This window comes from Bacteroides sp. 14(A) (genome assembly GCF_000526555.1).
Taxonomy (GTDB): Bacteria; Bacteroidota; Bacteroidia; order Bacteroidales; family Bacteroidaceae; genus Bacteroides; species Bacteroides cellulosilyticus.
This window is the reverse complement of sequence record NZ_JAGH01000001.1, coordinates 730132-741943: the sequence shown is the minus strand read 5'-3', so window position 1 is coordinate 741943 and position 11812 is coordinate 730132. Positions and strand designations below refer to the sequence as shown.

Annotated in this window: 8 protein-coding genes; all 8 read right to left on the bottom strand. The window is 36.3% G+C overall.

Features of this window, described 5'->3' with window-relative positions:
• Positions 1–5 precede the first annotated feature (5 nt).
• Positions 6–1088 (bottom strand): efflux RND transporter periplasmic adaptor subunit, encoded by a 1083-nt coding sequence (locus K429_RS0102620; protein ID WP_007210149.1) that lies wholly within the window; start codon positions 1086–1088, stop codon positions 6–8.
• A gap of 177 nt (positions 1089–1265) precedes the next feature.
• A complete protein-coding gene (locus K429_RS0102615; protein ID WP_025725952.1) occupies positions 1266–2498 on the bottom strand; it encodes a DUF4934 domain-containing protein in 1233 nt (410 codons plus the stop codon).
• A 261-nt stretch (positions 2499–2759) separates the two neighbouring features.
• Positions 2760–3563 carry a signal peptidase I gene (gene lepB / locus K429_RS0102610; protein ID WP_022208126.1) on the bottom strand — a complete coding sequence of 268 codons (804 nt, stop codon included), beginning with the start codon at positions 3561–3563 and terminating at the stop codon, positions 2760–2762.
• A 626-nt stretch (positions 3564–4189) separates the two neighbouring features.
• Positions 4190–5371 (bottom strand): 6-bladed beta-propeller, encoded by a 1182-nt coding sequence (locus K429_RS0102600; RefSeq protein WP_025725950.1) that lies wholly within the window; start codon positions 5369–5371, stop codon positions 4190–4192.
• Positions 5372–5439: 68 nt separating this feature from the next.
• Positions 5440–5793 (bottom strand): hypothetical protein, encoded by a 354-nt coding sequence (locus tag K429_RS0102595; RefSeq protein WP_025725949.1) that lies wholly within the window; start codon positions 5791–5793, stop codon positions 5440–5442.
• Between the two features lie 168 nt (positions 5794–5961).
• The gene (locus tag K429_RS0102590; RefSeq protein WP_044096303.1) at positions 5962–7572 is read right to left on the bottom strand and encodes an O-antigen ligase family protein; all 1611 of its coding nucleotides are present in this window, start codon (positions 7570–7572) and stop codon (positions 5962–5964) included.
• Between the two features lie 69 nt (positions 7573–7641).
• Positions 7642–9570, bottom strand: coding sequence for a hypothetical protein (locus K429_RS0102585; protein ID WP_231501799.1), 1929 nt, complete (start codon positions 9568–9570; stop codon positions 7642–7644).
• A gap of 1078 nt (positions 9571–10648) precedes the next feature.
• Positions 10649–11788 (bottom strand): 6-bladed beta-propeller, encoded by a 1140-nt coding sequence (locus K429_RS0102575; RefSeq protein ID WP_081750822.1) that lies wholly within the window; start codon positions 11786–11788, stop codon positions 10649–10651.
• Positions 11789–11812: the final 24 nt, after the last annotated feature.

Genomic DNA, 11812 nt, shown 5'->3' with positions numbered 1-11812 from the left:
CCCTTTTATTTTTTATTTTCAATAACTTTCACCGGTGCCTCATGAGCCAGGTTCACATTGCCTGTCACAATCACCACATCTCCTTCTTGCACTTCATCTTCCACAATCGTGTATTCATCGGAATTTTCCAGTACGGTCTGCACATAGTTCCATTTCGCTTTATTATCTTTCAGTGTAAAAATCACCTGCTTACCGGAACGCAACACCACTGAACTCTTCGGAACAACCAACTGTTCACCTAGCGAACGATGTACATTAACCCGTATGTTCATGCCATTAAAGAGCTTGCCCTGTCCGTTGACAACGGCCTTCACTTTCACCATGCCTTTATCGTCCACCAGCGGATTGATTTCGGAGATACGTCCTTCGTATTTGGCAGAAGGATCTGCATAAGGGGTAACAACCACTTTATCGCCACCTTTAATAAGGGGGAGTTCACTCTCCAATACAGTAAAGTCAGCTTCCATGCCCTGTGAACCGATAATTGTACAGAAAGCATCTGAACTGCTGGGAGCATTATAGGGTTTGGAAAAGAGATTAGCCACCACCCCGTCAAAAGGAGCAATCAGAGTGGCATGTTCTTCTTCATATTTAGCCAGTTCATATTGAGAAAGGGTCTGATCATAGCCGCTTTTCACCCGTGCCAGTTGCATGATATCATCGGGTACATTGGCAGTATCATCCGCTGCATACCCCTGCCCTATCAATACATCCTGCAATTCCAACTTAGCTTTCTCCAAAGCATCTTTGGACTGTGCGGTCTTATTTTTTAAACGAAATTTATCCAGCTCTGCCAGTTTTTGTCCTTTGTGTACCCGGTCACCGTTCTTCACATAAATCTGCGCCACGATACCCGAACTTTCAAAACGCAAATCTGCCATTCCTCCGGCCACTATCTTGCCATTACTTACCAACTCGTGATTGAATATCTGCCGCTTCAAAGGCAACACGGTCACTTCATTCTTCTCATCCGGCAATACGGTAGCTACTCCTTCATCGGCGGCTTCTTCTTTTTTCGCACCGGAACATGCTGCCAACGCAAATAGTGCCAGACAGATCAAAAACCGGTAGTTCTGTGTCTTTATCATTCTATATTAGTTTTTCCGTTTACACTTAGTGTATGCAAAAATAGTCGTTTTCCCTTTACGAGCCGCCATATATATATGGACAAAACGAGACTGGATACAAACTGTTATTTTTCTAATTATCAAACAAGTATATTCTTGTCCATTCCCAAACAGGTGGACAAGAACATACCTCCTTCCTTATTTAGGGACTGTAATAATCACTACCGGATTAGAATCATCCGTCAATTCTTTCAGTGCCGAAAGTTTTTCATTTTCTGCCGCTTCAGGATTTTCTTCCAACCAGGTCATCACTTCTCCGGCATCAATAATCATTCCATATTCTCCCTGTGCACTGCATGCCTTGGGATGGAAAGCCATAAAGCCGGTCAGGTCATCTTTTATACCTTCCTTTTCGGCATACATCCGGGTAGTATTTGCCTTCCGGTCGTAGATTCCGTTAAACGTTTCCGGTTCATCTGTATACAGTCCCCGGATACACTGAAAGAAAACAGTATGATCCGTCTCAAAAATACATCCCACCAACAAACGTTTTTCATTATCTTTGGATTCAGTACGTGCCTCGGCGCCCCAATGCCATTTACCGGTGGAGAATGCGATATAAGGTGTCAGCTCATTTCCACTCACTGTATAAATGGTATCATTGAAATTCTCTTTGTAACGTATCTTATTATCACTCTTCCACAGGAAAGGAATACCCGCTACACTTGCCGAGGCATCTCCACTTTTAAATGTAGTCAGAATAATACCTGCATTTCCCTGCTTTTTGACGCTGATACTGTTTATGTCATCTACTCCTCTATTAGGCAAAACCGGAAGTAGACTGGGCACCGTATCTATCTGTTCTCCCGCTTCATTAAATAACAGCAAAGCGCGCCCGTTATCACCTACAATATTACCGTAACGACCTATTATCACGGAATCTGTAAAGCTGAAATCACTCGGTGAATCCGGAGGGGTAGGTATCGTTACACCACCACAATAATTACCTTGCAAATCATATTTCTGTAACTTACCGGGTCTGCGCATAAAATAAAGCAGACCGTTTACATCATTATAAGTAGGCGCCGCAGTTGAATAAGCTTCCGGATCATCGCCCAAATGTCCCACTTTGCTTAAAAACTTACCGCTCTCTTTATCAAAGATAAAACAAGTTTGACGTGAAAAGACAACAATCTCTTTATCCAGTAACAGAATATTCGGACTTCCACCTACCAGACACGAATCGGTTGTTTCTAATGGAACATAGCGTACATCGCTTCCTAATTCCGAAAGTTTCAATTCGGCAGGCTTTTCCATAGCTCCCGCCACATCAATAGAACATAGTTCATCGTCAGCCGACGATTGCGGAGTACCGGTACAAGCCGACACCAGGCAAACCAGACCTACTGCATACAACCATTCTTTTTTCATAACTTCTTGTGTGTTTTTAGATTTAATATTCATAACATCTCCGCAAATAAACTAATATTTTTAGTTTTAGAACTATATTTTATCGTTAAAGAAGTAAAAAGGGGTATTTAAAGACATATTTCTAAATAGACTTTCCTTTATATTATAGTCTCAAAAATTCCATTATAAATCAGAAGATGACTTAGCACTGACAACCACACAATACTACAATTAAATTTAGCACACACATTTATCTTCATCTTACAATATCTCACGTATACTTCACATTTTTAAAAACATTCTTTTCCATTCGATATTTTTTGTTTCTTTTCTTCTTGTAAACCAAACAAAAGCTACTTTTCCTACAATAAAGGATCTTGGTAAAACACCCCAATATCTAGAATCCACAGAAACCGGTAGATTATCTCCAGCAACGAAATAATAATCTTCCATAAAACAATAAGCATTGATTAAACTATCACCCAAATAAACCTTATTCAGCTTCAAATGCATTTTTTTCTTTTGTTCCCATTCAATTAATGCTTTATACACTATCCACGAAGCAGAATCAATTACCACAGTCATATTTTTGGCAGGAACCCATAAAGGACCGAACTCTCTTACACTCCAAAACTTATTTTTTGCCTGAAAGACAGATATTTGATTATTATTATTATACATCACCGTATCAATGCCCTTAGACACCAATTTTTGCTGTTTCATATTCCCTAAAAGACCCTTATAACCATGTACACGAAAGAAGCCACCCTTTATTTCAAACGTATCATTTGGTAAAGCGATACAACGTTTCACAAGATATTGGTCTGAACAAAACACAATACTATCAAACGGCTCCTTTAGAAAAGGCATATTAAATACTATAACATCATTGTGCACAATGTCTCCAGTAGTAAAGTTGGTCACCAATACTCTATCTCCAGGAAACAATGTCGGCTCCATTGAGGTCGTAGGAATCCTAAAAAAAGAGTAATTGTTAAAAAACAGTTCACCTAATACAATTACAAATATAATTATATATAACAAACGAATCCAAACACTATATCGCCATTTTACATTTGGTTTCATTAAAATATTTTTTTAATATCCAATGCATATATTGTTGCGTCAAAACTGGTGCTTCTTTTAGTGGTATATACATACTATTTATTCTACTAGTATATTCTGTTAATACAAAGAAATAAGGTAATCCCAAATCTGCAAATTCCAAATTAACTTCTTGAGTTAAATTATAAATGGGAAATTTTATTCGATTAGCTTTCTTAAATCTCTTCAAATACAAAATATTATCATACGTAGTAAAAAGTAAGATGTTATCTACTCCAATCGAATCGACATATAAATTCAGTATGTCAATTTGCTCTTCAATACATGTATTGCAATTTAACTCCGAATACCGCAAAACCAATTTATTCCCTCGTATCAAATCAGTCAAAAAGCACTTCTCTCCAGTTATACTTATTACCTTGCAACTGTCAGAATAATATTTTCCATTATATTCAATTTCATAATTCCTATTCTGATTAAAAGTTTCTAACCCGATTAATTTATATGAATTTTCTTTCAACTCATTTAATAAGTCATTTATAAAATTGTCCCGTTTATGAATCTCGTAATAGAAATAGATTCCACAACCAATTATGATTAGAGCATACAAGAATATGCTTAACTGTTTTTTCCTCATAAATTCACTCTTATTTATTTTTCAAGGTAAAAATCCCAATGATAGGATTATCTTCTTCACTTGTTTGCTCATATATTTTCTGTAAGTCTTTCTTATCCTCACTGCGAATAAAAGTACGATTAGAATAACGTTCTTTCCACGACGAAAGAAAAGCACCACCAGAGTCTGCTACAATAAGCTTACCATCATCAGAGAAAGAGTATTCCCACATGTACAAATCGCCCCATTTACCTAATTTAAGCACATTAGCAACCGTATGCTCATCGGTTCGTTTGTCATACAGTATACTACGCATTATGTAGTCACCATATTGCGCTATAAAATATCCATCTAAATTCAATATAGAGCTAAGCCCTTTAATATAACGTTTCTCCATGGCAGTCATCATGATTGTTGTCCCATCTTTCTGACGTAAATCCTCGGGTAGCTCTCGCTTTGAAAAATGAACTGCATATTTTGCTGAAGTACCATCTTTAGTTGATTGATAAATAGTATCATTATTGGAACAGATAATCAACAAGCTATCTTTGTATTGACTGATATTAGAAAAAAGCCCCCAATGAGAGTGCTGTTTCGCCAAGTTTTCTGAAAAAGGGAGATAGCAATCCATCTCATTAGTCGCCATACCAAGCTTCAATAAATTATAACACCCGTATGAATAAGAAGAATTATTATTAGCTACTAAGTACAAGTTGTCTCCTTGCAAATAGAAATCATCATAAGAAAGATTCTCATCAATATCCATAAGCCTACCAACAGAACTTTTTAAGTCATAAACATAAAGTTTCCATGGTGAAGCATCATCCTTTATATAGAGATAGTTACCAACAACTTGGAATTTTCCTAAACGAACATATTCTCCAGGGCCTTGACCTTTAACTCCTATTTTCTTTAAAAAAGATCCACTGTCATTAAAGATATACACAGATTGAGATAATTCATCTGCAATATAAATTTTACCATCAACATAGCTTATTTGTTTCATCTCTGAAATCAGACAACTATCCGTCGTTTCCAATTTAATGAATTTCGCCTCATCGTTAAGAAAAAGTGAAAAGTCTAATTCATCAATGACATCATCTACATCAACATAAACATCTGTTACTTCACTATTAGCCCTTTCTTTTACTAAATTTGAAGTGCAACTATATATTAAAACCAAGAAGCACATAAAAAAAATAGATTTTACCATAACTTTTAAATTTAAATTAATTCCGAGTTTTTATTCACTCGGAATCAATTCTGTTTTAACTTTATTTATCAAACTCTCTGATGACAATTATAGGGGTCACAACCATATGGCTTTTCCCCCTTAGGAGGATCCGCACAAAAGTTTTTTATTCCTTCAATTTTATATTTATTACCTCCTACATGAATTGCTCCTTCTGGAGCCCCAACTCCTCCAGAAATTTCCAGATAAATAGTACAACCATCTGGATTATTATTCTTCTGTGGAACATAATAATTAATATCTTCCGCTTTCGCCTCCTTCTCTATATCTGTAAGAGACAAAAATATCCTATGGTTTTCTTCACTTGATAAATGAAGATTTACCATAACAACTGCCATTACTAAAAAGGCTAACACTAATTTTATAATACTATTAGTTCTCATTTTTCATTTTTTTAAGTTACATATTTTCTTTCCAAACAAAGACTTACCATTATACTCTACAAAGGTGAGTATTCCGCATTATACGGCTCAATCATTAAATACTTTCACTTATAAGTACCTCCTTCTTTAATTATTAATCACTTTTTTGTTACAGATCTGTATTGTTTATTATTTTAGTCGTTGTATTTCTTCCCGCATTTCCTCTATAGCTTTAGAATACACTTTCGGCTCCTTGAATAGTACAATATCTTTCATTCTATTCAATTCTGTAGAATTATAATAATCAGGTTCAGCATATAATTTAGCCAATAAATAATAAGGGTAAATCCTATTGGGCAAGAAATGCGTAGAACGTATATACCAATATTCAGCTTCTTCGTATTTGTGCTGCAATTGATAACACCTCCCTATCACATTAAGTATCATAGGATCACAACTTAATAATTCTGCTTCCTTTAGACATTCTATTGCCTCTTCATACCGTTTATTCCGATATAAACAAAAACCATATTTAAACAGGAAGCTTGCATTATTACCTAATAGAGGATATAGTTTTTCATACTCAATTAATGCCTGTCTACCATCATTTACCCAATAAATTTCACTCCTTCTCCAATGATTATAAGCTTCACTTTCATAGGGTTTATAATTCAAAAAGACTAAACTAGAAAATAGAAAAACATAAAGCCATAAAAATGCTTTATCATGTTTCGCTATAGCCGCCAGCAGTAACAACAAAAAAGAAGAAAAAAGCACCGGTAAATGAAGAGGGTATGAAGAAAAAGAAAAAATCATAAAAGAAATAATTCCACCACAAATACCATACCTTTTATTCTTTATGCCTATGTAAACACCATAAACACAAAAACCTATATAAAGAAACAGAACAGGAAGTCCATATTCTATTGCCATTTGGAAATATTCATTAAAAGCATATTTTACTACTCCAGCAACAAATTCTTCCTCTTCCGAGAACAGTTCACTTGAAAAATAGTCTTCTTGAGTAATTTTATATGTATGAGCGAAACTATTTGCCCCATAACCTAACAATGGTTTCTGCGCTATAGCCCGGCACTCAATTTTCCACATAAAAAGTCTTCCTAATGCCGAATCTTTCTTCAAAAAGAAAAGATATCCTCCTATACACAATAGTAAAATAAGAGCAACTAAGATTAGACAAAACACCTTATTTGGTCCCTTAAGCCATACATTTTTTAAAGATGAATAAAAACTATAATGCATTTCCAATACAAAAAGAGAGGAAAATATAGTAGAAATCCACGCTGAACGACTCATTCCACAAGGTAGTACTACAACAATAAGCAACAAAACAAAAATCAAGAAACAATAAGAATATAACTTTAAAAAGCTCTTATTCTTCTCTTTTCTCAATACCAATAGTTCATTCAAACATAAAGGGCCTCCTAATGCCAGATAACCGCTATAGGGGGCGGGATTAAAGAATGTACCTGTTACTTTAAAAACAGAGTGGAATGATGGCAAATAGCCATATAATTGCAAAAGTCCCCAAATAGCCTCAATACTAATAGAAATTATAATTCCCCATATAATCACATTACCCAAAAAGTGGAAACAATCTTCCTTTCCCGAAAAATAAAAATAGAATATAAAAGCAATAAGAGATATCAAACTTGCAATAGCAACATAATTCCATTGCTCTATCAAATCTCCCCCAATTATCCCAGAAGGTAATATGTATTCTATACCTATTATCGGTAACAGACTTGTCAACAATACTATTTTCCCTACATTATTCATACTATCAAATCTCAAAATAATCAACAACAGTTCCTATTCCTTGGAAAAATATAAATCACACAATCAGTTTCATTCGTATCCCACAAATCTTTGTCTGTCATTCTCCACATAGAATACCTGCTCTTCCTTCCCGCGTGTCAAATTGCGCAGCCACAACAAGGCACCTTCAGGAATATTCCGATAGATTAATTCATTAGTAGTAGCAGTCTGTACTCCCAAAGAAATCCATCCCTTCACGCCAGACTGATAGAATAATTCATACACATTGCCCGGAGTGATAAAATTATCATCATTGCGAGGAACAAACAATATCTTCTTTATAGTACTAGCACGTTGCAGGTCAAATACGATGGAATCCCGCGGCCCTGATGAGTAATAGAATGTCAGCCAATCATCATCACACGCCTTGTCTATGTCGTGCGCGGGATTCTCATCCACCGGACCACCACCGTATATGGCTTTCGAAGGAAGATGTTCTTCACTGTCCACACTATCAAAGAATGCCAGTTCTGCAATTTCCGCCCTACAATCTGCTGTGGGATAGGCAGGAGGCGGTGGAGTGAAACGCACATAACGATAAGGGCGTGAAATCTTCGGATAATAATAATTGAGGTTGGTACGGGGAGTATCGGTCAAGCAACAAAGCAGCTCACTCGTACGGAAATACCGGTCATTACTCACTTCAATCTCAGCACCTGTCATGGTAGCCATATAACCATAAAGGTATTGTCTTAACGGGTATTTTCTCCTTATATGGGCAGTGACCGCCTTCGACATATCCGGTTCAAAATAGCGTACATTTCCGTCTACTACCATAAAAGGATATCCGGCAGGAGAACGCGTTCCGTTCTCAGAGGTCAAAGGTTGGAAAATAACGCCCGGTTCTATATTGTTCACCCGTGCTTTGCCGCGTCGTAATGGAACTGCATCCACTGTGACATATCCAGAAGGACTGAACATTCCCAGCAGAATACTATTTCCTCCTATATTGTCATTAACCTTTACCTTGAACTCATTCTCACCAAAGTATTCTGCCGTCACATCCTGATAAAAAGGTCCAAACAATGAAGCTGTCTTACTATCGTGCGCTTCAAAAGTATTTCTGTAAACTTTACCTTTCTTTCTGCCGTCCGTAGACCCACGTTTCACCACAAAGTCGGACGAATCCATATACCAGAATGGGATAAATCCTCCGTCCGAATCCTTCAGTACGTTCCACATATGGTCGTGTTGATTAGAAGGAGAATACCAATATTTATCTATATTTATCGGAAAGCCCAATGCCCGGAAAACGTATACAGCATGATCAGTTATTTCGCGACATGTACCTACCAGATATTCCGATAAGAAACGGGCACCTAAATGTGGCATGCGATATTCGGTAGTGAGGACAAATAAGTTAGTTCGCTTGAAGTGGCGTGCCAGTACATTCACAGCTTCCACCATATCATTACCGGTATACAACGAATCAAGAAGAGGTTTATAACGGTCATAATACATTTTCCGCCAATTGTCCAATGGCTCATCTCCTATACGATAGGGCAATACCCATTCACAAAAGTCGTCAAATGAATAATTCTTTGCCCACGGACATTCTTCCCAGACCTTAAAGGATTGTTCGATATTTTCTATCAGATAATCGGCAGACATGTATTCAATATCCGGACGTTTCGGCAATGTTCTGTAGTTAAAGCCAATCCACTTGCGTTTCCATTCGCTATCAGGCAGATAACCTCCTATATTCAGTTTCACCGCGGCCTTCATTACCGCTTTCACACTATCCAGACGGTCATCTTCATAACCGCCATGCCCAGGCATATTTCTTATGAGAAAGCGGGCGGCTTCTAACTTCAAACTATCATTTTGGTAGTAGTTCAGCACTTTTTCCAGTTCTATCCTGTTTTTTCCGGCCTGTTCGAGTGCAAAATCCAAACGTTTATCTCCCGCACTTTCGCATGATACAAAAAACACAATTGACAGAGACCATATTATTGTCATCCGTACTCTATTCATAGTATTATAATTAAATTATTATAGTAGTTCTTCTCTTAATAATCTTTTTACTTGGAAACCTAATGCTACCATTAGACAGATGCAAATGTAGAGAGCTGAGGTTAATTAATAGCGGCATACAGACTTAATTGAGAATTAAAAAACGGTTAATTCCATGTAAATACAGAATTCAAACTAATTTAACTGAAGTTTTACATGCAAAGTGATAAAGAATCCTCCTTCTTTCTTCATCCTCCGTGTCTCCGTATTCAATCCTGTCATTTTAAAAAAGACTCTTACTCTTTCTTTTCAAAAGCATTGCCCTTTCTTTACTTTTACATAGCACTTTGGTTATATGCATATTCTTTATTTTGCTATGACCACAAATGTGAAGCACGTACTTTACAACCGTGAAGCAGTAGTACCACAATTGTGAAGCACGTGATCAACAATTATAGAAAGCACTATAACACTGGTTATCAACAGAATAAACATAGAACATCAACATAATAAACATAGGCAATTAATATAAGCAAACCATACTCTGAGCATCATCGCAAAGCGGGAATTCTCTCATCGAAATGGCACGAACGATTGTTATCCTCCATATTCGACGTATTTATGATGAAAAAAAGTCGAAAAGCGGGGGGTACTGAAACAGTTTATTCATGTGCAAAAAGCATGTAATAAACAGATTTACAACAGCATACCCCATTTTGTGTTAGTGTAGGCAACTCTACCTACACGCTAATTCTACTTGCTTCCACCACTGCTTATTGCCGATGAATAGGGCGATACAGAGCATAAGTGCAAGCGTGTAGGTAAAAGCGATCATAAACTTTCAGTAAAACCTGAGCCATTTATTAATGTAACGAACAAATACTTTTCTTAAAATAAGACTATATGATACTTTCAAGATGGTATAGGCATCCGAAGTAAAAGGTGTAGCCATCTATTCAAAAGGGTGTAGCCATCCGACCAAAAGGGTGTAGCCTTTTATACCCTCGCCAACAAGCCTCGCAGAAAGGATACAAACCTACTATATCCATAGTAACAAAAGTAGAACTCATAAAGAAAGGACATATTATTTCAATTCCATTTTGACAATTATCGGATTGTCATCAGGCTCAACATGTCGCCCTAAAACTTCATCCGAGGATATTTTATCTGATGGCACCAAACTATAAAGAGCATTGTTATGAGCCATAAGAGGCATAAAGAATGCAAGTTCATCTATATCATTTACTATAGGATTTTTTGCATAAGCAGAAGCTTCAATATAGGAATCGGCTTGTTTGTGATCAATTATTCCCCAATAGAAATTTGAATTCAAGGTATAGCCTACAAAAGAAAATGAAGGGGTATCCAAAAATCTCAGTAGCAAGGGAACATCCTTCATTAATGTATGAATCTGGTCTATAGCAACACTTTCAACTGCTATTTTCTCCTTATAAGCCTCTTGAGCTTTTATATACTTTTCATCAAATTGCATTATATATTTTTTCTCCAAGTTTGAAGGAGAGGACGTTTGATAAATTACATTATCCAAAGCCAATATCAAATAGCCGTCACATAAAAAATTAAAAGGATTTACTATAATGCCGGAGTTATCTATATTCTTATTAAAGAATAAATCTGAAACCGTTTGACTGTTATCAATATTAATGAACAACACATTCGGACATAATTCCTTTTGAGTATATTCTTTATTAGGTTTATAATCTCCACAGAAAGCAATCCATGAATCATCTAAAACAAAAAAGGAATCTGCAGAATAATTCGTTTTTATCTCTCTCACAAAACATCCGTCGGAAGAAAAGATAAATATTTTCTTCAACGAGCAATCCCATATATAAATTTTATCCTCATACACATTGACATCTGCTATACTTACATATTCGTTAGTCCCCATTCCTCGATTACCATATTTGCGAACAAATCGTCCAGATTTGTCGAAACGCAAAACAGACTGCGTTTTTTCCCTATCAACTACATAGTAAGCATCATCTGTTACAAGAATCTTATCGACAGAACCTATCAGACATTCATCTTTCGTCTCAAGAGGAATATACGAGATAGAATCAACGAATGAAGACAGTTTCACTTCATGTTCATTAGTCCGCAAAGGAACATCAATCACCATTGCCTCTTGCTTGTCAGTCTTTCCCGGATTTGAACATCCGACTAATGTTACAAAGAAAAATAGTAAAAATTTTAGCTTCATAATTATTATCTATATATGTATTAA